The organism is Dactylosporangium sp. CA-092794, assembly GCF_050948465.1.
In the GTDB taxonomy this organism is placed as follows: Bacteria; Actinomycetota; Actinomycetes; order Mycobacteriales; family Micromonosporaceae; genus Dactylosporangium.
Genome location: NZ_CP192044.1, coordinates 7,000,018 through 7,020,761, shown reverse-complemented (window position 1 = coordinate 7,020,761; position 20,744 = coordinate 7,000,018). Strand labels below are relative to the sequence as shown.

Below are 20,744 nucleotides of genomic sequence, written 5' to 3'. Positions count from 1 at the left end.
GGCCCGCGGTGGGCTTGGGCCGCGGTGGGCTTGGGCCGCGGTGGGCTTGGGCCGCGGTGGGCTTGGGCCGCGCACGCTCGCGCTCGCGGCCCACCGTCGTCGAGGGCCTCGAGTGCGTCGCCGAGGCGCGGGCGGCTGGGAAGCGCGGGTGGCTGTGAGGCGCGGGCGGCGGGGAGGCGCGGGTGGCGGGGAGGCGCGGGTGGCGGGGAGGCGTGGGCGGCGGGGAGGCGTGGTGGGCTGGGAGGCGTGGGCGGCGGGGAGGCGCGGTGGGCTGGGAGGTGTGGGCGGCGGGGAGGCGTGGGTGGTCAGGATTCGTGCTTGGTGAGGCAGAAGGGCTTGCCGGCGGGGTCGGCGAACACGCGGAACTCTCGGCCGCCGCCCGGTAGCCTGGTTGCGCCCAGGGCCAGCGTGGCGCGCTCGGCGGAGTCCATGTCCTCGACGGCCACGTCCAGGTGGAACTGCTGGGGAAACGCCGGGTCGGGCCAGCGGGGCGCCGAGTAGTCCGTGACCTGCTGGAAGAGGAGCGGCTGGGCGTCGGGGGTGCCGATCATCGCGGCCGTGTCGGACTCGTAAGTCAGGGCCTTGCCGAGCAGGTCGGCGTAGAAGTGGCTCAGCTGCTTCGCGTCGGGGCAGTCCAGCATCACGCCCATCAAGGTAACGGCGGGAGTGCCGGGGTTGAGGCACAGGTCGAACGGGTGGCCGGCCGGGTCGGCGACGGTGTGCCAGGTCTCGTTGCGGCGCAGCAGGGTGCCGCCCAGGGACTCCGCGTGGGTCAGGGCCGCCTCCAGGTCGGGGACCTGCAGGTCGAGGTGGGCCTGCTGGGGGCGCTCCTGGCCCGGCCACTGCGGTGGGCGGTGGTCGGGGGCGGACTGGAACGCTACCCGCCAGCCGTCCGGCGTGCTCAGCGTGATCCAGGTCTCGTCGGTGTCCTCGGTGTCCGCCCAGCCGGCGAGCGCGCGGTAGAACGCGGCCAGGCCGGTGATGTCGGCGGCGTCGAGGACCACCATCTCCAAGGTGCCGATCATGTCGTGCTCCCCTCCATCGTCTGCACGGTGGATTGTGCTCCGGGGGTACGACAAAAACCGGGCACGACAAAAGCCGGGGGTACGACAAACAGGAGCGCTACCCCAGGCGGCCGAAGGAGCTGCGGTGGAACACCAGCGGCGGCACGTCGTGGTCGGCGTCGAGGTCGTGCACCCGGAGTACCACAATGTCGTGATCGCCGGCCCGGAAGACGTCGTAGATGCTGCAGTCCAGCCACGCGCAGGCGCCGTCGAGCAGGATCTCGCCGGCCACGCTGGCCCGCCAGGTCGCGCCCGCGAAGCGATTGCCGGTGCGCTGGGCCAGCTGGCGGCCTAGGTGCTCCTGGTGGGCGCCGAGGACGCTCACGCCCAGCCGGGGTGCCCGGCGCAGCACCGGCCAGGTGGTCGAGGTGTGCGCGATGCACACCGAGACCAGCGGCGGGTCCAGGGAAACGGACGTGAAGGAGCTCGCGGCGAGGCCCACCGGCGTGCCGTCGACGATCGCGGCGACGGCGGTGACGCCGGTCGGGAACGCGCCGAACACCCGGCGCAGGTCAGTGGGGGACAACACGGTCGGCGCACTCATTCGGCTCGGTCCTGCCTTCCGCTGGCGGTGCTGCGAACGAGCTGAGCCTATCAAAACTCCTACTAGTCCGATAGGGTTCACCTCGTGCCGCCCACCGAGCCCCGTGAAGGACCCTGATGACCCTTACCCGTTACATCGTCGTCGGCGCCGGTGCGGTGGGTGCGACCACCGCGGCCGAGCTGCACCGGGCCGGCCGGGACGTGCTGCTCATCGCCCGCGGGCGGCACCTGGAGTTGCTGCGCGAGCGCGGCCTGGACTACGTGCGGCCCGACGGCGTGCACCGCTTGCCGGTGCCGGTGGCCGGCGGGCCGGACGAGGTCGAGCTGCGCCCCGGCGACGTGCTGCTGCTGGCCGTCAAGTCGCAGGACACCGAGGCGGCGCTGGCCGCCTGGGCGTGGCGGCCCGTTGCCGGCACCACCCGGGCCGCCGCCGAGGAGCTCACGGTGGTACTGCTGCAGAACGGCCTCGACAACGTCCGCCCCGCGCTGCGCCGCTTCGCCCACGTCATCGACGCGGCCGTGCTCATCCCGGCCACCTACGTCACCCCGGGCGAGGTCGTCTCGCCCGCCGAGCCGACCGTCGGCACCGTCTACCTGGGCGCGGCGAGCCACGGCTCGGGCCAGCGGGTCGCCGTGGTCGCCAAGGACCTGCGGGCGGGCCGCTGGGCGGTGCGGGTCGTGCCCGACATCGCCCGCTGGAAGGCCGGCAAGCTGCTGGGCAACCTCGCCTACAACCTCGACGCCCTCTACCGGCCGAGCCCGCTGCGCACCGCCGCCGCGGCCGCCCTGCGCGAGGAGGCGGCCGCGGTCTTCGCGGCGGCCGGCGTCGACACCGCCGCGCCGGAGGGCAACCTGGAGATCCGGCCGATCCAGGGGTACGACCGCGGCGGCAGCTCCACCTGGCAGAGCCTGGCCCGCGCGGTGCCCAGCGAGGCCGACTTCCTCGCCGGCGAGATTGTCCTGCTGGCCCGCCTGCACGGCCACGACGCGCCGTACAACGCCGCCGTGCAGGCCCGCCTCGCCCGGGCCGCCCGCGAGGGCACCCCGCCCGGCAGCCTCGGCGACGACGACCTGGCCCGGACCCTGCCCGGGCTGCCCGGCGCCCAGCCCGCCGTGCTGGTCGACGCCAAGGGGCTGCACGACGAGCTGGCCGGGGCGAACCCGCCGCTGCTGCTGGACGTGCGCTGGGCCCTGGGCGACCGGCACGGCCGCGAGCACCACGCCGCGGCGCACATCCCCGGCGCCGTCTACGTCGACCTGGACACCGAGCTGGCCGGGCACGGCGAGCCCCGCGACGGCCGGCACCCGCTGCCCGCCGTCGAGGCGCTGCAGACGGCGGCCCGCCGCTGGGGGCTCACCGACGGCCGGGCGGTCGTGGTGTACGACGACGCGGGCGGCACGAGCGCGGCCCGGGCCTGGTGGCTGCTGCGCTGGGCCGGCGTCGCCGACGTGCGGATCCTCGACGGCGCCCTGGCCGCCTGGACCGCGGCCGGCCTCGACGTCGAGTCCGGCCCGGTCAGCCCGCCGCCCGGCGACGTGACGCTGTCCGGCGGGCACCTGCCCACGCTCACCGCCGACGAGGCGGCCGCCCTGGCCCGCGACGGGGTGCTGCTGGACGCGCGGGCCTCCGAGCGGTACCGCGGCGAGACCGAGCCGGTCGATCCGCGCGCCGGCCACATCCCGGGCGCCCGCAGCGCCCCGACCGCCGCCAACCTCGGCCCCGACGGGCTGCTGCGCCCGGCCGGCGAGCTGCGCGAGCGCTTCACCGCGCTCGGCGTCACCGGCGCCGGGCCGGTCGGCGTGTACTGCGGCTCCGGCGTCACCGCCGCGCACGAGATCGCGGCGCTGGCCGTCGCCGGCTTCGCCGCGGCCCTCTACCCCGGCTCCTGGTCGGCCTGGTCGAACGACCCCGGCCGGCCGGTCGCCACCGGCCCGGACCCGCGGGCGGCGGCGTGACGGTGGAGTGGAGCACCGACCCCGAGGTCCTGGACGCGCACCGGCTCGACCGGTCCGGCTGGGACCCGGGCGGCCGGCCGAGCGCGGTCGCGTTCGCCGCGAGCGTCGCGGACGTGCAGGAGGTGCTGCGGGCCGCGCACGAGCGGCGGACGCCGGTGGTGGTGCGCGGCGCGGGCACCGGCCTGTCCGGCGGCGCCGCCGCCCCGGCCGGCAGCGTCGTGCTCGACGTGCGGCGGCTGGACCGGATCCGCGAGATCTCCCCGGCCGACGGGGTCGCCGTCGTCGAGCCCGGGGTCATCACCGCCGACCTCGACCGGGCCGCCGCCGCGCACGGGCTGCGCTACGCCCCCGACCCGGCCAGCCTGGAGATCAGCACCATCGGCGGCAACATCGCCACCAACGCGGGCGGGCTGCGCTGCGCCAAGTACGGCGTCACCCGTGACGCGGTCCTCGGCCTCGACGTCGTGCTCGCCGACGGCACGCTGCTGCACACCGGCGGCCGTACCCTCAAGAATGTCACCGGCTACGACCTGACCGGACTCTTCGTCGGCTCCGAGGGCACCCTCGGCGTCATCGTCGGGGCCACCCTGCGGCTGCGCCCGGTCCCGGTGGCCACCGCGACCCTCGCCGCGTACTTCGGCACCGTCGAGGACGCGGCCGGCGCCGTCACCCGCATCGCCGAGGCCGGCGTGGTGCCCGCCGTCGCGGAGCTGCTCGACGCGGCCACCCTGGCCGCGCTCGGCGACCGGCGCGGCGGCGCGTTCCTGCTCGTGCAGACCGACGGCGCCGCCGCCGAGGCCGAGGCCGACGCGGTGGAGAAGCTGCTCGCGGAGGCGGGCGGGGCGGTCACCCGGGCGGCCGGGCCGGCCGAGGCCGACGCGCTGGTCGCCACCCGCCGCCGCGCCCTGCCCGCCCTGGAGGCGCTCGGCCGGCCGCTGATCGAGGACATCGCGGTGCCGCGGTCGCGGCTGGCGGAGGCGGTGCGGCGCATCGCCGCGATCGCCGCGGACACCGGCGTGGCGATCCACACCGTCGCGCACGCCGCCGACGGCAACCTGCACCCGATCATCGTCGTCGACCGGTCCGCGCCCGAGCTGCCGCCGCAGGCGTGGGAGGCGGCGTCGCGGGTGTTCCGGCTCGCCCTGGACCTCGGCGGCACGCTCACCGGCGAGCACGGCGTCGGCGCGCTCAAGCGCCGCTGGCTCGGCGACGAGCTCGGCCCGCGCAGCCACGAGCTCCAGCAGGGCTTGCGCCGGCTGTTCGACCCGCACGGCATCCTGAACCCCGGCAAGGCCGTCTGAACCGCTCACCAATAGCTGTGCACTCCGCCGGCGAGCGTGTCGACGGTGGCCAGCAGCTGGCGCATCACCGCGCGGCAGCGGTCCGGGCTCTGGCTCACCGCGACGTCCCAGACTTCGGGGGTACCGCGATGAGCCTGCCGCTGCCGCGCGGCGACGACCACGGCGACGCTCGGCGACAGCAGCGCGAAGCAGGTCTCGTCGGTCAGCGGATGCCCGGGCGTGAGGTCGGCCGCCCGGACCCGCCAGTCGTTCCAGGCCGCGACGTGCTGGCCCAGCGCGATGATCAGCGGGCACCGCTCCAGCAGCATGGCGAACATCGCCTGCCGGGCCGGCTCGAACTCGGCTCCGGCCGGCGTCACCAGGGCCGCCACCGGCGGCTGGTCGCCGCCGGTGACCTGGGTCGCGGTGGCCATGATGAGGTGGTCCAGCCCGGCCTGGCCGACCTCGGCGATCGACCGGGCCCCGCGCTCGACCAGGATCTCCCACGGCGTCGCCGCGGTCGGGGCGCCGTCCTCGTGCAGCAGCGGCAGCGGCGCCACCGGCTGCGGCAGGTGCGCCGGCAGCCCGCCGGGCGTGCCGAACAGGTGGCCCTGCTGGTAGCGGGCGCCGGCGGCCCGGGCCACCATCGCCGCGTCGGTCGTCTCCACCTGCTCGACCAGCACCGCCGCGCCGGTGCGCTCCGCCTCGCCGATCGCGGCCAGCAGCGCGGCGTTGGCCTGCGGCAGCCCGCTGGCGATCAGGTGGTGGTTGAGCTTGACCACGTCGGGCTCCAGCGTCGGCAGCAGCGCGGCGCCGCCCGCGCTGAACTCGACGTCGTTGATGGCGACTCCCCAGTTCGCGGCCCGGGCGCGGCGCGCGGTCTCCAGCGCCTGGCACGGGTAGCGGGAGACCGCCCGCCCGGACAGGTCGACGAACACCCGCAGCTTGCGCTCGGCCTCCGCGACGATCGGCAGCAGGTCGGGCGGGCACGGCTCGATCAGCGAGTCCGACTCGACGTTGACCAGCAGCGACACCGACGACGGCAGGCCCGCGTCGAGCATCGCCCGGAACGCTGCGGTCCGGCACACCCAGTCCAGCTCGCCGAGCCGGCCGACGGCCCGGGCGGCGGACAGCAGCTGCAGCGGCGAGTGCAGCGGCCCCGCCGGGCCGCGGGCGAGCGCCTCGAACGCGACGACCTGCGCCGAGTCGGCGTCGTGCACCGCCTGGAACTGCATCTGCACCGCACGGGCGTCGATGATCTGGTCGATCAGCGACGCCCCGGCCGCGGCCGCGCGCACCGCGGGGCGCATCGCCGGCTGGGCGGACATCGCCGGTACCGTCGCCGGCACGGTCGCCGGCACCGCCGTGGCCGGCGCGACCAGGGCGCTGAAGCTCCCGGGCGCGGCCGGGGCGGGCACCGGCGGGGCGTCGGCCGGCGGCGGGCTCGCGAAGCCGGTGTGGTGCGGGCTGAGGTCGCTCGGCCCCCGGTAGCCGCTCCTGGACCACAGCGTCCACCGGCGCGACGATTCGGCCATGGTCCCCTCCCCGCGCCGCCGGCCCCCGGACCGGCGGTCTCCACCGCTCTATCGGCACGGCACGGCCGCGGCTGAGGGTTCCCCGTAGGCTCGCGGGCGTGTGCGCGTACATCCTGGTGGCCGAGGACGACCCCAAGCAGGCCGAGGCGGTGCGGCTGTACCTCGAGCGCGAGGGCCACGCCGTCGACGTGGCCGGCGACGGGCGCACCGCGCTCGACGCGGCCCGGCGGCGCCCGCCCGACCTGCTCGTGCTCGACCTCATGCTGCCCGGCGTCGACGGGCTGGCCGTGTGCCACACGCTGCGCCGCGAGTCCGACGTGCCGATCATCATGGTGACCGCCCGGTCGACCGAGGACGACCTGCTGCTCGGGCTCGATGTCGGCGCCGACGACTACGTCACCAAGCCGTACAGCGCCCGCGAGCTGGTCGCGCGGGTGCGCACGCTGCTGCGCCGGGCCCGGCCCGCGGCGAGCCGGCGGCCGGTCCACGTCGATGCGGCCCGGCACGAGGTGACCGTCGACGGGCGGCTGGTGGACTGCACGCCGGTCGAGTTCGCGATCCTCGCGGCCCTCGCCGCGCAGCCGGGCCGGGTGTTCTCCCGCCGGCAGCTGCTCGCCGCCGTGCACGGCCTCGGCGACTTCATCACCGAGCGCACCGTCGACGTGCACGTCATGAAGCTGCGCCGCAAGATCGAGCCCGAGCCGGACCGGCCGGCGCGGCTGGTCACCGTGTACGGCGTCGGGTACAAGCTCAACGACCGATGAGGATCGGGCTGTTCGGCCGGACGCTGGCCGGGGTCGTGGCGCTGGCCGTGTTCGCGATCGGGGCGACGGCCTGGGTGTCCGTGGCGCGCACCACCGAGGTGCTGCGCCAGGAACAGGGCGAGTCGCTCGCCGGCGACACGCACGTCTACGACGTGCTGCTCGGCTGGGCGGCCACGCACCCGGGCTGGGACGGGGTCGCGCCGATCGTGCACGACCTCGCCGGGGCCACCGGGCGGCGGGTCGTGCTGCGCACCCGCGACGGGCGGACGATCGCCGACACTGCGCAGGATCCGGCGGGGGTACCGTCGGTGCCCGCCGCGGTCGTCGACCCGCTCTCGGTCGACGTGGCGCTGCTGCCCACGGACCCGGGCGACCGCATCGACCCGCGGGCGGCCGGCCCGTTCCGGCTCTCCGAAGCCGACCGCGCCGCCACCCGCACCGCGGTCGACGCCGACGCCGCCTGCCTGCGCCGGATCGGCTTCGCCGTGCAGGTGGTGGAGGGGCCGACCGGCCGGGCCCGGGTCGAGCCCGACCTGACCCGGCCCGGCTCCTGCCCGGCCCCCAAGCAGCGGCCGACCGCCGCCGAGAACGACGCCCTGCAGGCGCTCACCGACCTGGCCACCGGCTGCCTGCACCGGCAGGGCCTGGACGGGGTCCGGCTGAGCTTCGACCGGCAGTGGCGGGTCGCGGCCGCCGCGTCGCCGGCCGACCGCGCGGCGGTCGACGACTGCCTCGCCGCCGCCCGCCGCGAGCAGCTGCGACCCTACGTGGCACCGGCCGCCCTGCTCTACCTCGCCGGGCCCGGCGGCCTCGCCCCTGCCGCGTCCGGCCTGCCCCGGGCCGCCCGGCTGCAGCTGGCCGGCGCCTCCGCGGCCATCCTGGCCTGCGCGATCCTGGTCGCCGTGGCGCTGGCCGGCTGGCTGGCCCGGCCGGTGCGGGCGCTGACCGGCGCGGTGCGGCGGATGCGGGCCGGGGACCGCACGGCTCGGGTGACGGCCCGCGCCGGCGGCGAGGTCGGCGAGCTGACCGCGGCGTTCAACGAGATGTCCGAGCACCTGCAGCGCACCGAGGAGCAGCGCCGGCACCTGCTCAGCGACGTCTCGCACGAGCTGCGGGCGCCGCTGTCCAACCTGCGGCTGTGGCTGGAGGCCACCCAGGACGGGCTCACCACCATGGACGCCAAGCTGGTCGCGTCGCTGCTGGAGGAGACCCTGCTGCTGCAGCGGCTCGTCGACGACCTGCGCGACGTGAGCCTCGCCGACGTCGGAGCCCTGGCCGTGCACCCGGCGCCGGTCGCCGTCGCCGACCTGTTCGGCCAGGTCGCCGCCGCCTACCCGGCCGGCGGGGTCACCGTGTCCGCCGACGCCGAGCCGGGCCTGACGGTCCGCGCCGACCCGGTGCGGCTGCGCCAGGCGCTGGGCAACCTGCTCAGCAACGCGCTGCGGCACACCCCGCCCGGCGGCACCGTCACGCTGCGCGGCCGCCGGGCCGGCGACGAGGTCGTCCTCGAGGTCGCCGACACCGGTGCCGGCCTCGATGCCGACCAGCTGCCGCTGGTCTTCGAGCGGTTCTGGCGGGCCGACCCGTCCCGCAGCCGGGCCACCGGCGGCAGCGGCCTGGGCCTGGCCATCGTGCGCGGCATCGCGCTCGCCCACGGCGGCTCGGTCGCCGCGCGCGGCGCGCCGGGGCGGGGCGCCACGTTCGAGCTGCGGCTGCCCGCCGGAGCATCGGATGCGCACAGGACGACAACAGGTTCTTCATAACCGCCCGGCAGCCTTCCCGGCATGCCAACGAAGATCGCGCGGCTCGCGCTCGCCGCCCTGTGCACCGGCGCCCTCGCCGCCTGCGCCGGGCCCGCCGAGCAGCAGCCGCAGGTGCCGACCCTGGTCACCACCTCCGCCGGCGCGCCGGCCCCGGCCCGGCCCAGCACCTCGGCCGAGACGGGCGTGCAGCTGCGGCTGGACATGAGCATGGCCGAGCGCAAGCAGATCCAGCAGGCGTACCTCGACTGCCTCAAGACCAACGGCGTCGCCGACCTGCGCCGGATGATGGCCAACGGCCCCACCGAGCAGGACAAGGCCGCGCTCGCCGCGTGCGAGGGCAAGAAGCCGATCGAACCGCCGCAGCTCGATCCCGCCAAGAACCCCGACTACGAGGAGCAGCACCACAAGTACCAGCAATGCCTGGACAAGGCCGGGATCAACGCCGAGACGCCGGAGGACACGTTCGACACCGTCAGCAAGGCGTGCGAGACCCAGGCGTTCGCCAAGTGAGACGGCTCTGGCCGCTGCCGGCCGCGGCGCTGCTCGTCGCCGCGGCCGCGGTCGCGCTGCTGCACCACCGCCCGGCCGGACCGCCGCCGGCCCAGGGGCCGCGGCCGGCCGCCTCCGCCGCCGTCGTGCGCACCGACCTGACCGACACCCACGAGTACGACGGCAGCATCGGCTATGGCCCGGAACGACCGCTGCCCGGAAAGTTGACCGGCACCATCACCTGGCTGCCGGCGCCCGGCACGCGGATCGGCCGCGGCGAGCGCCTCTACGCCGTCGACGCCAGACCGGTGGTGCTGTTCGTCGGCGCCACCCCGCTCTACCGCACCCTCGACAAGCCCGGCCTCGACGGCCCCGACGTGCAGGTGCTGGAGGAGAACCTCACCGCGCTCGGGTTGCGCCCCGGCCGGCTGCCCGACGAGCACCTCACCCCGGAGACCATCACCGCCGTCAAGCAGTGGCAGCGCGCCCTCGGCGTGCCCGAGACCGGGATCGTCACGGCCGGCGACGTCGTCGTGCAGCCCGCACCGGTGCGCGTCGCCACCGTGCAGACCCAGGTCGGCGCGGCCGCCGGGGACACCGTCATGACCGTCACCGGCACCGAAACCGTGGTCACCGTGCCGATGGCCGCCGCCGAGGCGCACGGCGTGCCGGCCGGCGCCAAGGTTCAGGTCGTCCTGTCCGGCGGCGCGACCGCGGGCGGATCGGTGCGCGAGGTCGGCCCGCCGGTCGCCGACCCGGCCGGCGGCAAGTCCACCGCCGCCGTGGTCGTCGCGCTCGACGGCCCGCCGCCGGACGGGCTCGCCGGCCCCGACGTGCGGGTCCGCTTCGCCGGCCGGCACCGCGAGGGAGTGCTCGCCGTCCCCGTCGGCGCGCTGGTCGCGCTGCGGGAGGGCGGCTACGCGGTCCAGCTCACCGGCGGCCCGCTCGTGCCGGTCCAGCTGGGCATGTTCGACCGCGGCCTGGTCGAGGTCAGCGGCCCGGGCCTGCGCGAGGGCCTGTCCGTGGTGGTGGCCTCGTGACGCCGGTACTGCACGCCGAGCACGTCTCCCGGGTGTACCCCGGCGGCGTCCGCGCCCTCGACGGCGTCACGCTCGCCGTCGAAGCCGGCGAACTGCTCGGCATCGTCGGGCCGTCCGGCTCGGGCAAGTCCACGCTGCTGCACGTGCTCGGGACGCTCGACCGGCCTTCCACCGGTACCGTATCCATCGCGGGACAACCGGTGACCGCGCTGGGCGACACGGCCCTGTCCCGGCTCCGCGGCCGCCGCATCGGCTTCGTCTTCCAGCAGTTCCACCTCGCCGACGGGCTGACCGCGGCGGCCAACGTCGCGGCCGGGCTGCTCTACGCCGGCGTGCCGCGCCGCCACCGGGCCGGGCTCGCCCGGGCCGCGCTGGAGCGGGTCGGGCTGGGCCACCGCGCCGATCACCGCCCGCACGAGCTGTCCGGCGGCGAGCGGCAGCGGGTCGCGATCGCCCGGGCCGTCGTGCACGGCCCCGACGTCGTGCTCGCCGACGAGCCGACCGGCGCGCTGGACACCGCCACCGGCCGGGCCGTGCTGGACCTGCTGATGGAGCTCAACGCGCAGGGCACCACGATCGCCGTCATCACCCACGACCTGGCCCTGGCCGCCGCCCTGCCGCGGCGGATCGAGCTGCGCGACGGGCACATCGTGGGGGAGGAGCGGCGGTGATCGACCTGCTCGCCCTCGGCGTGCTGCAGCTGCGCACCCGGCCGCTGCGCGCGTTCCTGGCCGGCCTCGCGATCGCCGTCGGGGCCGCCACCATGCTGCTCGTCACCGCGATCCCGGCGGCCGGACAGGGCGCGCTGGAGCGGCAGCTCGCCGCGCTCGGCACCAACCTGCTGCGGGCCGAGCCCGCCCAGCAGACGGTGACCCCGGTCAGCCTGCCCGAGGAGGCGGTGGCGTGGGCCGGGCGCATCCCGCCGGTCACGCACGCCGCCGCGGTGGGCAACACCCACGCCCCGATCGGCCGCTCCGACCTGGTCCCGACCGGCGACGCGACCGGCGTCGCGGTCCTCGCGGGCACCGGCGACCTGCTCGGCGCGCTCGGCGGCACCGTCTACTCCGGCGCGTTCCTCGGCCCGGCCACCGACGCCCTGCCGACCGTCGTGCTCGGCAGCGTCGCCGCCACCCGCCTCGGCATCACCTCCGCCCGCGGCGGGCCGCAGGTGTGGATCGGCCGCCGCTGGTTCACCGTCATCGGCGTCCTCGCCCCCCTGCCGCTCGCCCCCGACCTCGACCGGGCCGCCCTCGTCGGCTGGCCGGCGGCCAAGGCCGAGCTGGGCTTCGACGGCCACCCCACGGTCGTCTACGTGCGGGCCCGCGACGACGCGGTCGAGGACGTGCGGGCGGTCCTGCCGCGGACGCTGTCGCCGCCGACGTACGGCAACGGCGTCCTGGTCGGCCGCCCGTCCGACGCCCTGGCCGCCCAGCGGCTGACCCGCGACGCGTTCGACACCCTGCTGCTCGCCCTGACCGGCGTGGCCCTCGCCGTCGGCGGCGTCGGCGTGGCCAACACCATGGCCCTGTCGGTGCTGGAGCGGCGCCGGGAGATCGGCCTGCGCCGCGCCCTCGGCGCGAGCCGCGCCCACATCCGCGCCCAGTTCCTCGTCGAGGCGGTGGTGCTGTGCGGCGCCGGCGGCCTGGCCGGCGCGGCGGCGGGCGCCCTGGCCGCCGCGGCCTACTCGGCCTGGCGCGGCTGGCCGGTGGCCATCCCGGCCGGGGTCGCCGCCCTGGCCCCGGCCCTGGCCGCCGCCGTGGGCGCGCTCGCCGGCGCCTACCCGGCCGTCCGCGCCGCCCGCCTCTCCCCGACGGAGGCCCTCGCCGCCCCCTGACGCCGTGCGCGGAACTTTGTGGCCGCTATAAAAATGACGCAACGCTAGGATTGACGCCGTGAACGCGCGAACCGTGGACTGGGCGGGCCTGCGTGGCCCGGCGGCCGACCCGGGCGGCGCCGAGGGCCTGCGCGAGCGCAAGAAGCGCCAGACCCGCCAGCTGCTCACCGACACGGCCTCCGAGCTGTTCCTGGAGCGCGGCTTCGACAACGTCAGCGTCGCCGAGATCGCCGCCGCGTGCAGCGTGTCGCAGAAGACGGTGTTCAACTACTTCCCGACCAAGGAGTCGCTGATCCTCGACCACCCGGACGCCACCGAGGCCGCACTGCGGGTCGCGCTGGCCGATCCGGACACCGAGCCCCTCGACGCGGCGGTGGGCGTGCTCGGCGACGAGCTCGCCGCGCTGTGTGCCTGGCTCGACGACCAGCCCGACCGGGCCGTGGCCGCCGACCGGTTCCGCCGGTTCGGGGCGCTGATCCAGTCCACCCCGGCCCTGCGCGCCTACCAGCGCGACATGGCCGAGCGGCTGGTCGCCGTCGCCGCCGAGCGGCTCGCCGCCCGGTGGGGCGGCCGGGCGGACGACCCGGGGCCGCAGGCCGCCGCCACCGCCCTGCTCGGGCTGTGGCCGGTGCAGTTCCGCAGCATCGGCCGGCACCTCGGCCGGGCCGCCACCTCGGCCCGGCTGCGCTCGGCGGTCACCGCCGACCTGCGCCGGGCGGCGGCCGTGCTGCGCTCGGGCCTGACCGGCCCCGGGACCCCTTAGCTTGCTGCCGCACCGGCCGATTACCGGGGGACCAGGTTGTCGGAGAGGATCGTGCGGTGGCAGTCGACGAGCGGATGGTGCGGCCGTTGCGGCCCACCGGGTCGATGCTGGTCGGCGCCGCGGCCGCGGCGGTGCTCGCGGCCTGGCTGGCCGGGGCCCTGCTGCGCCGGTGGGAGGCGCCGCTGGTCGGCTGGGTGGCCATGCCGGTGCTGGCCGGCGCGACGGCGTGGCAGTGCTGGCGGGCGTCCGCCGCGCCCGGGCTGAGCCGGGCCGCACGCAACTTCTGGCGGTGCGTGGCGCTGGCCGGCGTGATGCTGGGCGCCGGCGCGCTGAGCAACGCCCACGACGCCCTGTCCGGCCCCGGCGCACCGTCGCAGCACCTGAGCGCGCTCACGCTGGGCTGCTTCATGGCCGCCTCCGCGGTCACCCAGTGGGGCCTGCTGCGGCTGCCCGGCACCGCCGCGCAGCGCCTCGGCCCGCTGCAGCTGGTGCTGGACAGCGGCACGGTCATGGTGACCGTCGCGCTGTTCGCCTGGCACCTGTCGTTCCGCCACGGCGACGCCTGGGGCCGGGTGGTCGGCTCGGTGTGGCCGGCCGTCGTGGCCGTGGTCTGCGGCTGCGCGTCCATCGCCGTGTTCGTCAAGCTGTCCGCCACCGGCATCGGCGCGATCGAGCGCGGCGCGCTGCGCATGCTGGCCCTGGCCACCGCCGCCTCCGCCGCGTCCGGGACCCTCGCGCCGGCGCTGGTGTCCTTCCCGGCGATCGGCGACGCTCACATCACGGTGCCGGTCGCCTGCGTGTTCATCTTCCTAGCCGCGGACCGGCAGCGCCGGGCCGCCGCGCTGCCCCCGCCGCCGGCCCGGGCGCGGCGGTGGAGCATCGCGCCGTACCTCGCCGTCGCCGCCGCCAACGGCCTGCTGCTCTTCGCCGACCCGGGCACCGACACCCGCGTGCTCACCGCGGGCGCGGTGCTGCTCACGATGGTGGTCGTGGTCCGCCAGATCCACGCCTTCCGGGTCAACGCCCGGCTGCTGGCCACCGTCGACCGCACCGTGGCGCAGCTGCGCGAGGCCCACGACCTGCTCGAGCAGCAGGCCACCCACGACACCCTCACCGGCCTGGGCAACCGGCGGATGCTGCAGCAGTGCATGGACGGCGCGGCCGGCGTGCCGCCGCACCGGCTGCACCTCGCCCTCATCGACCTCGACGACTTCAAGCTGGTCAACGACCGGCTCGGGCACAACGTCGGCGACGAGCTGCTGCGGGCCGTCGCCGAGCGGCTCACCGGCGTCGTCGGCGACCTCGGCACGGTCGTGCGGCTCGGCGGCGACGAGTTCGCCGTGCTCGCCGACGCCGGCCCGGCCGATGCCGACGCGCTCGTCGCCCGGGTCGCGGAGGCGCTGCAGCACCCCCTCGCCGCCGGCGGCGCCGAGCTGATGGTCCGGGCCAGCATCGGCCTCACCGACGCCACCGCCTACGCGGCCGCCGCCGTGGACGCGCCGGAGCTGCTGCGCCGCGCCGACGTGGCGATGTACGCCGCCAAGGACCGGGGCAAGCACCGCATCGCGCGGTTCACGCCCGAGCTGGACCGGGCCGCCGCCGAGGACGCCCGGCTGGGCGCGCAGCTGCGCCGGGCCTTGGACGCCGGTCAGCTGCACATGGTGTACCAGCCGATCGTGACGCTGCCGTCCGGCGCCACGACGGGCGTCGAGGCCCTGGTCCGCTGGTCGCACCCGGATCGCGGCGCCGTCCCGCCGTCGGTGTTCATCCCCGTCGCCGAGCGCACGGGCCTGATCGCCCCGCTCGGCGAGTGGGTCCTGCGCAGCGCCTGCGCCCAGGCGGTCCGGCTGCGCGCCGCCGGCCCCGGCGGCCGGCCGGTCACGGTGTCGGTCAACGTCTCGGCCCGCCAGCTGCGCGACCCCGACTTCCCGGCCACGGTCGGGCGGATCATCGCCGAGAGCGGCGCCGACGTGGCCTGGCTGACGATCGAGGTGACCGAGACCGCGGTCTTCGACGACGAGCTGGCCCTGACGTCGGTCCGCGCCCTGGCCGCGATGGGGCTGCGCATCGCCCTGGACGACTTCGGCACCGGCCACTCCTCGCTCGGCCTGCTGCGCACCTGCCCGGTCGACGTCATCAAGGTCGACCGCAGCTTCGTGGAGGAGATCTGCGCCGGCGGCCCGCCGGCGGTCATCGCCACCGCGCTGCTGCAGATCGCCGACGGCCTGCGCGTCGACGCGGTCGCCGAGGGCGTGGAGACCGCCGAGCAGGCCCGGCGGCTGCACGAGCTCGGCTACCGCTACGCCCAGGGCTACCACTTCTGCCGCCCGGTGCCCGCCGACCGCCTCGCCGCGCTGCTCGCCGCGCCCGTCCCCGCCTGAGTGCGGGACGCATCCGGTGGTGCCCGGCCGGTCGGGCACGGCGTGCCGCGCTCCCGACGCGCTGGGCGGGGCGCGGTCGGCGATCGCGTCCCGATGCCGGGCGCCGGCGGCCGCGGAGCACGGCGCAGGGACCGGAAGTCTCCGCGATCATGCCGCACCCACCGCCGACACCAACGGTTTTTCATGATCGTGGAGTGGTGATGTACGCCTGTGTACCGAAAGTCTCCGGGATCATGGCAAACCCGGGGTGCGGCCATCGTGGGCAGCATGATCACGGAGACATACGTCCGCCCTGCCACCGCCTCGGGGCGGCGCCGGCGACGCCAGGTACGGTCCTCGGGTGACGCCGGACCTCGATGCCTGGGACGCGTGGCCGCCGCGGGCGGTCGCCGACCGCCTCGCCGGCCTGGACCTGCCGTGGTGCGTCGCGGCCGGCTGGGCCCTCGACCTGTTCCGCGGCGCGCCGTCCCGCCCGCACGGCGACCTGGAGATCGCCGTGCCGGCCGCCGGCTTCGCCCGGGTCGCCGAGCGTTTCCCCGACTGCGACTTCTACGTCGCGGACGACGGCGCGGTCGTCCCGGCCACTCCCGAGGCGCTGGCCGTGAGCCACCAGACCTGGGCCTGGGACCGCGCCGCCGCCCGCTGGCGCCTCGACGTGTTCCGCGAGCCGCACGCCGGCGACGTGTGGATCTGCCGGCGCGACGCGCGCATCCGCCGCCCGTATGCGGAGATCATCCGCCGCACCCCGGACGGCGTGCCGTACCTGATCCCGGAGATCGCGCTGCTGTTCAAGGCCAAGCACGCCCGGGACAAGGACGAGGCCGACTTCCGCGGCGTGCTGCCGCTGCTCGCCCCGGACCAGCGGCGCTGGCTGGACGACGGGCTCGCGCTGACCGCCCCGGCTCACCCGTGGCGCGCCGCCCTGGCCGGCCCGTGACGCGGCCGGCTCAGCGGTCGGCCCGCATGCGCCAGGCGTCGGTGACGAGCTCCGCGAGCCGCTCCCCGTCGACCGCGGCCAGCCGCAGCATGACCAGCGGCAGCCCGTCGTAGGCGGGGGTGGTGAAGAACCGCTCCGGCTCGCCGAGCAGCAGCGCCTGCTTCTCCGCCTCGTCGCCGACGTAGAGCACGGCCACGTCGGTGCGGATCACCCGCGGCTTGCCCGGCTGCCGCTCCGGATACGACCACACGAAACCCTTGTCGGCGACCCGGAAGTCGAAGCCCTCGCTGTCGATCTCGACCACGTCGGGCAGGCCGAGCGCCAGCCTGCGCACGTCGTCGGCGTCGGCCATGCGCTCCAGACTATGCCCGGCCGCGCCGCCGCCCGCCCGCCGGGGCCTGGCGGTAGCGTGTCCGCTGTGCGAGTGGGCATCGTGATCCTTCCCGACCGCCGGTGGGCGCAGGCGGCGCGCCAGTGGCGGATGGCCGAGGAGTTCGGGTTCGACAGCGCGTGGACGTACGACCACATCGGCTGGCGCGACCTGGTCGACGGCCCGTGGTTCGACGCGGTGCCGGTGCTGACGGCCGCCGCGGCGGTCACCTCGCGGGTCCGGCTCGGCACCATGGTCGCCTCGGCCAACTTCCGCCATCCGGTGCACTTCGCCCGCGAGGTGACCGCGCTCGACGACATCTCCGCGGGCCGGGTCACGCTGGGCCTGGGGGCCGGCGGCGAGGGCTACGACGCCGCGGTGCTGGGCCTGCCCGAGCTGTCGCCCCGGCAGCGGGTGGACCGCTTCGCCGAGTTCGTGACCCTGCTCGACCGGCTGCTGCGCGACGGGCAGGCCGACGCCGCCGGGCGGTACTTCCGCGCGGTGGACGCCCGCAGCACCCCCGGCTGCGTCCAGCGGCCCCGGGTGCCGTTCGTCGTGGCGGCGAACGGCCCGCGCTCCATGCGCCTCGCCGCCCGGTTCGGCCGGGGCTGGGTGACCACCGGGCGGCGCGGCGACGACCTGGCCGAGTGGTGGCGCTCGGTGGACGAGCTGACCAAGCGGTTCGGCGAGGCGGAGGCCGGGGCCGGGCGCGGGCCGGGCGAGCTGGACCGGCTGCTGTCGCTCGACGCCGCGCCGGTGTTCTCCCTGTCCAGCGCGCAGTTCTTCGCCGACGCCGCCGGCCGCGCGGCCGAGCTGGGCTTCACGGAGGTGATCACCCACTGGCCGCGGGCGGACAGCTGGTACGCCGGCAGCGAGACCGTGCTGGAGCAGGTGGCGCGCGACGTGCTCCCGGCGCTGCGCAGCCTGCCGGGGCCGGGCGCTAGCTGGTCATGACCCGCTGGTGGAGGGCGCCGACCGTGGCCCGGGCCGAGACGAAGGCGCCGTGCTGCCAGGCCACCGAGTGGCTGAGCCAGTCGCCGGCGAAGTAGACCCGGCCCGCGGGCTGCAGGAGCAGCTGGTAGCCCGGGGCCGAGTAGGGCGGTGAGGTCCAGCCGCCCTCGAGGTACGGGGTGCGGTGCCAGGCCACCGAGAACGAGTGGGCCAGTTCCGTGCGGTACTTGTCGCCGTGGATCTTCACGCCCTGCATGACCGCCCGGGCCTCGCGGTCGGCCGGGGACAGCGCGCTGTAGACGTTCGCCGCGCTGCCGGTGTTGTAGTAGCCGATGACGAGGCCGCGCTCGCCGAGGTGGCCGTAGGAGGGGTACCAGATGTGCTGCAGGTCCAGGTCGGTCTCGGTGATGCCGCCGAAGATCTTGTAGTCGGTCTCCCACCAGCGGCTGCGGTACTCCAGGCCGATCTTGCCGACGTTGGTGACCCGGAAGCCGCTCAGCGCGGCGGTGATGTCGGCGCCGAGGTTGTGCGGGATGCGGGCGAGCAGGTGCGGCGGCAGGGTCGCCACGCAGTAGTCGGCCGTGATGCGCCGGGCCCGGCCGTGCTGGGTGTAGGTGACCTCCACGCCGGTGGCGGTGCCGGTCAGCCCGGTGACGACGGCCTCGAGCTCGATCTTGTGCTCGCCGATCGCCCTGGTCAGCGCGCGCGGGATCTGGTCCATCCCGCCGACCGGCTGGAACATCAGCATGGCCTGGTCGTAGCCGAACTCGAAGGAGAAGTACCGCCCCACGTTGCTGGCGAACACGTCCGACAGCGACGGCGGCGGCCCGAGCACGACGCCGGCGTCGTTGCCCGCGCCCGGATCGCTGACATAGCCGCGGTGTTCGGTTCCGGTGTACGCGAATCCGCTCGCCGGCCCGCCGATCGCGCCGAAGCTCTGCAGGAACGACAGCAGCCGGCTCTTGTCGTCGGCGGTGAGCCGGGCGTCCAGCGCGCCCTGGTCGGTCGCCTTCGCGAGCAGCTCGGAGACGTAGCCGTAGACGTCGGCCTTGGCGGTGCGGTACCGCACCGCGTTGCCCGGCGTCATGCCGGCCGACTCGTTGTAGATGAACGCGCTCGCGTTCTGGTTGGTGAACACCTCCACGGGCACGCCCAGCTCGCGGCAGTAGTCGAGGGTGACCATCCACTGCGCGATGCGGGCCGGCCCGGCGTTCATGTAGATGCCGTCGGAGAACCGGGCGCGCTGGGCGTAGCCGTCGAGGTCGCTCTGCTCGGTGCCGCCCCGCACGGTGAAGTTCCGGCCGCCGGTGCGCGGGCGGGCCTCCAGCACGGTGCAGCTGTAGCCGGCCTTGCCCAGCTCGTAGGCGGTGGTCAGGCCGGCGATGCCGCCGCCCAGGACCACCACCTTGCGCGCCGAGCGCCCGGTGAGGCGGAAGTCGGCCGGCGAGGGCGCGCGGAACGGCGGCGCGGCCTGCGCCTCGGTCGGCGCCAGCCCGAGGGCGCCCATCGTGGCGAACAGCGCACCGGCCCCGCCGGAGACGCCTACCGATTGAAGAAAGCTGCGCCGGGTGACCATCGACCGATCGTGCTTTCCGTTCATGAACGTCGATGTCTTTGCCGATTACCGCGCCGTTGCGAGCCGCGCACACCCGCCGGCCGGTGAACAACCGCCGAACGGCGGATCACAGCGGCCGGGTCGTGTGCGAGCATCCACCAGAGCGAATGCCGGACCGCCGGCCGGGACACCGCGGGGAGCTGGGAGCGCAGGAGTTGTCGGAGCGGATCATCGTGCCGTTCGAGGGGCCCGGCGCCGGGAGCGGGCCGCTGGCCTGGGGGCAGCGGCAGGTCTGGGCGGCGATGGTGGAGTCCGACTCGTCGATGAGCATGGGCGGCGTGGTCGAGGTCACCGACCGGCGCACGACCGGGGACTTCGCCGCGGAGCTGCGCTTCTTCATGAGCCGCTACGCCGCGATGCGCACCCTGCTGCGCTTCGCCGACGACGGCACCGTCACGCAGGAGGTGTACGGCTCGGGCGAGACCGCCCTGGAGGTCGTCGACGCCGACGGCGGGCCGGACCCGGCGGCGGTCGCCGAGGCCCTGGCCGACGAGTGGCGGCAGCGCAAGTTCGACTACGAGCAGGAGTGGCCGCTGCGGATGGGCGTGGTCCGCCGCGGCGGCGCCGTCACCCACGTCGTCGTGCTCATCTGCCACATCGCGGCCGACCTCGGCGGCATCGCGGTGATGATGCGCGAGCTGGCCGGGCGTGACCCGCGCACCGGGGAGCCGGCCGGGCCGTACACCGCCGACCAGCCGCTGGACCTGGCCCGCCGCCAACTCGAGCCGGCGTCGGCGCGGCAGACCGCGGCCGCCGTGCGGTACTGGGAGGCGCACCTGCGCACCATCCCGGCCAGCATGTTCGGCGACCCGGTCGACCGCGGCGACCCGATCTTCTGCCGGCTGCGCTGGCAGTCCCGCGCCATGCACCTCGCCTCCGACGCCCTCTGCGCCCGGCTCGGCGCCGACCCGGCCTGGGTGCTGCTCGCCGCGTTCGCCGCCGGCTTCGAGCGGGTCCGGCCCGGCCACGGGCCGTTCGTCGCCATCGGCATCATCAGCAACCGCTTCCGCCCGGGCCTGCGCGACGTGGTCAGCCCGATCACCCAGGACGGCCTGTGCGTGCTCGACGTGGCCGGGGTGAGCGCCGCGGAGGCGGTGGCCCGGGCCCGCACGGCATCGATGAGCGCGTCGAAGTATGCCTACTACGACCCGGCGGCCCGGGCCGACCTGACCGAGCGGATGATCCGGGAGCGGGCCGAGCACCTGGACCTGACCTGCCTCTACAACGACCGCCGGGGGCCCCGCCCGCCGGCGCCGGGCGACCCCGGCCCGGCGCCGGCCGAGACCCGGGTGCTGGCCGAGGAGCCGCTGACCTTCCTGGGCCCGAAGCTCATGGTCACCGTCGAGGACGTGCCTGATGTGGTACGCATGACCGTCGACGTCGACACCCGCTCCCTGTCGCTGCCCGACCTGCGCACGCTGCTGCACGAGATGGAGGACTTCGTCGTCGGCGCCTGAGC

At 76.2% G+C, this 20,744-nt stretch carries 18 protein-coding genes and 1 pseudogene; 14 read left to right on the top strand and 5 right to left on the bottom strand.

Annotated features, from left to right (window positions below; genetic code table 11):
- Positions 1-305 precede the first annotated feature (305 nt).
- Both ACQPXD_RS29940 and ACQPXD_RS29935 read right to left on the bottom strand, forming a co-directional pair.
- The gene (locus ACQPXD_RS29940) at positions 306-1,025 is read right to left on the bottom strand and encodes a VOC family protein (protein WP_432824656.1); all 720 of its coding nucleotides are present in this window, start codon (positions 1,023-1,025) and stop codon (positions 306-308) included.
- A 97-nt stretch (positions 1,026-1,122) separates the two neighbouring features.
- The gene (locus tag ACQPXD_RS29935; protein ID WP_432824655.1) at positions 1,123-1,593 is read right to left on the bottom strand and encodes a flavin reductase family protein; all 471 of its coding nucleotides are present in this window, start codon (positions 1,591-1,593) and stop codon (positions 1,123-1,125) included.
- 131 nt (positions 1,594-1,724) lie between these two features.
- Here ACQPXD_RS29935 and ACQPXD_RS29930 point away from each other — a divergent pair.
- The 3 genes and pseudogenes from ACQPXD_RS29930 to ACQPXD_RS29920 form a co-directional block, all read left to right on the top strand.
- A pseudogene (locus tag ACQPXD_RS29930) lies at positions 1,725-2,567 on the top strand (ketopantoate reductase family protein); the annotation flags it as partial.
- Positions 2,568-2,699: 132 nt separating this feature from the next.
- Positions 2,700-3,563, top strand: coding sequence for a sulfurtransferase (locus ACQPXD_RS29925; protein ID WP_432844008.1), 864 nt, complete (start codon positions 2,700-2,702; stop codon positions 3,561-3,563).
- Positions 3,560-4,864, top strand: coding sequence for an FAD-binding oxidoreductase (locus ACQPXD_RS29920; RefSeq protein WP_432824654.1), 1,305 nt, complete (start codon positions 3,560-3,562; stop codon positions 4,862-4,864). The genes ACQPXD_RS29925 and ACQPXD_RS29920 overlap by 4 nt, the downstream gene beginning before the upstream one ends.
- A 5-nt stretch (positions 4,865-4,869) precedes the next feature.
- On the opposite strand, the gene ACQPXD_RS29915 is transcribed toward ACQPXD_RS29920, so the two are convergent.
- On the bottom strand, positions 4,870-6,378 hold the full coding sequence (locus ACQPXD_RS29915; protein WP_432824653.1) for an EAL domain-containing protein: 1,509 nt from the start codon (positions 6,376-6,378) through the stop codon (positions 4,870-4,872).
- A gap of 98 nt (positions 6,379-6,476) precedes the next feature.
- Here ACQPXD_RS29915 and ACQPXD_RS29910 point away from each other — a divergent pair, with 98 nt between their 5' ends.
- From ACQPXD_RS29910 to ACQPXD_RS29870, 9 genes are all read left to right on the top strand, one after another.
- Positions 6,477-7,142, top strand: a complete 666-nt coding sequence (locus ACQPXD_RS29910) for a response regulator transcription factor (RefSeq protein ID WP_432824652.1) — start codon at positions 6,477-6,479, stop codon at positions 7,140-7,142.
- Positions 7,139-8,905: a sensor histidine kinase gene (locus ACQPXD_RS29905; protein ID WP_432824651.1), complete on the top strand. Its 1,767-nt coding sequence runs from the start codon at positions 7,139-7,141 to the stop codon at positions 8,903-8,905. The genes ACQPXD_RS29910 and ACQPXD_RS29905 overlap by 4 nt, the downstream gene beginning before the upstream one ends.
- Positions 8,906-8,926: 21 nt before the next feature.
- A complete protein-coding gene (locus ACQPXD_RS29900; RefSeq protein WP_432824650.1) occupies positions 8,927-9,415 on the top strand; it encodes a hypothetical protein in 489 nt (162 codons plus the stop codon).
- Positions 9,412-10,434: a peptidoglycan-binding protein gene (locus ACQPXD_RS29895; RefSeq protein WP_432824649.1), complete on the top strand. Its 1,023-nt coding sequence runs from the start codon at positions 9,412-9,414 to the stop codon at positions 10,432-10,434. Before ACQPXD_RS29900 ends, ACQPXD_RS29895 begins: the two co-directional genes overlap by 4 nt.
- Complete coding sequence (locus ACQPXD_RS29890; RefSeq protein WP_432824648.1) at positions 10,431-11,105, top strand: ABC transporter ATP-binding protein; 675 nt, start codon at positions 10,431-10,433, stop codon at positions 11,103-11,105. The genes ACQPXD_RS29895 and ACQPXD_RS29890 overlap by 4 nt, the downstream gene beginning before the upstream one ends.
- Entirely contained in the window at positions 11,102-12,268 is a 1,167-nt protein-coding gene (locus tag ACQPXD_RS29885) for an ABC transporter permease (protein WP_432824647.1), read from the top strand. Before ACQPXD_RS29890 ends, ACQPXD_RS29885 begins: the two co-directional genes overlap by 4 nt.
- A gap of 58 nt (positions 12,269-12,326) precedes the next feature.
- Entirely contained in the window at positions 12,327-13,031 is a 705-nt protein-coding gene (locus tag ACQPXD_RS29880) for a TetR family transcriptional regulator (protein ID WP_432824646.1), read from the top strand.
- Between the two features lie 56 nt (positions 13,032-13,087).
- Positions 13,088-15,412: a putative bifunctional diguanylate cyclase/phosphodiesterase gene (locus tag ACQPXD_RS29875; protein WP_432824645.1), complete on the top strand. Its 2,325-nt coding sequence runs from the start codon at positions 13,088-13,090 to the stop codon at positions 15,410-15,412.
- A 340-nt stretch (positions 15,413-15,752) separates the two neighbouring features.
- A complete protein-coding gene (locus tag ACQPXD_RS29870) occupies positions 15,753-16,349 on the top strand; it encodes a nucleotidyltransferase domain-containing protein (RefSeq protein ID WP_432824644.1) in 597 nt (198 codons plus the stop codon).
- Between the two features lie 10 nt (positions 16,350-16,359).
- Here ACQPXD_RS29870 and ACQPXD_RS29865 read toward each other — a convergent pair whose 3' ends face one another.
- Positions 16,360-16,701 (bottom strand): MmcQ/YjbR family DNA-binding protein, encoded by a 342-nt coding sequence (locus ACQPXD_RS29865; protein ID WP_432824643.1) that lies wholly within the window; start codon positions 16,699-16,701, stop codon positions 16,360-16,362.
- A 66-nt stretch (positions 16,702-16,767) separates the two neighbouring features.
- Between ACQPXD_RS29865 and ACQPXD_RS29860 the strand changes: the two genes are divergently transcribed.
- Positions 16,768-17,673: an LLM class flavin-dependent oxidoreductase gene (locus ACQPXD_RS29860; protein ID WP_432824642.1), complete on the top strand. Its 906-nt coding sequence runs from the start codon at positions 16,768-16,770 to the stop codon at positions 17,671-17,673.
- Here ACQPXD_RS29860 and ACQPXD_RS29855 read toward each other — a convergent pair.
- Positions 17,660-19,246, bottom strand: coding sequence for a flavin monoamine oxidase family protein (locus tag ACQPXD_RS29855; protein WP_432824641.1), 1,587 nt, complete (start codon positions 19,244-19,246; stop codon positions 17,660-17,662). The genes ACQPXD_RS29860 and ACQPXD_RS29855 overlap by 14 nt on opposite strands.
- A gap of 194 nt (positions 19,247-19,440) precedes the next feature.
- Between ACQPXD_RS29855 and ACQPXD_RS29850 the strand changes: the two genes are divergently transcribed.
- The gene (locus ACQPXD_RS29850) at positions 19,441-20,742 is read left to right on the top strand and encodes a condensation domain-containing protein (protein ID WP_432824640.1); all 1,302 of its coding nucleotides are present in this window, start codon (positions 19,441-19,443) and stop codon (positions 20,740-20,742) included.
- The last annotated feature ends 2 nt before the right edge of the window (positions 20,743-20,744 follow it).